The sequence below is a fragment of the Pseudomonas sp. SIMBA_041 genome (genome assembly GCF_046535095.1).
GTDB lineage: Bacteria > Pseudomonadota > Gammaproteobacteria > Pseudomonadales > Pseudomonadaceae > Aquipseudomonas > Aquipseudomonas mucoides.
On record NZ_JAWRXJ010000031.1, the window covers coordinates 1 to 669 of the forward strand.

General features: G+C 70.0%; 1 protein-coding gene. It reads left to right on the plus strand.

The window, feature by feature from the left end; translation table 11 throughout:
* A partial coding sequence (locus SB725_RS30075; protein ID WP_410923008.1) for an ATP-binding cassette domain-containing protein occupies positions 1-669 on the plus strand: 669 nt, incomplete at both ends.

Here is a 669-nt window from a genome sequence, read left to right on the forward strand (position 1 = left end):
CGATCGCCGGCTACGGCGCCCGTAACGCGCAAGGCTGGCCCGCGAAGGTGATCCTGCATGAGGTCGACCTGCGCATCGGGCGCGGCCAGACGGTCGGTGTGATCGGCGAATCGGGCTCCGGCAAGACGACGATCGCGCTGTCGCTGATGGGCCATGCGCGCGCGGGCTGCCGGATCGCCGGCGGCTCGGTGAAGTTCGACGGCGCCGACGTCTGCACGCTGTCCGCGCCGGCGCTCGCGGCGCTGCGCGGCCGCAAGGTCGCGTACATCGCGCAGAGCGCGGCGGCCGCGTTCAACCCGTCGCGCACGATCCTCGATCAGGTGATCGAGAGCGCGCTGATCCACCGCACGATGACGAAGCGCGCTGCGCAGGCGAAGGCGGTCGAGCTGTTCCGCGCGCTCGCGCTGCCGGAGCCCGAGACGATCGGCAGACGCTATCCGCACCAGGTGTCGGGCGGTCAGTTGCAGCGGCTGATGGCGGCGATGGCGCTGATCACCGATCCGGAGCTGGTGATCCTCGACGAGCCGACGCGCGGCATCGACGTCGGCGCGAAATACGCGATTTACGGGCTGATGGACCGCCTGGCGGCCGACGGCGTCGGCGTCGTCCTGATCAGTTCGGAACTGCCCGAGTTGCTCGGCATGACCGATCGCATTGCCGTGTTTCACG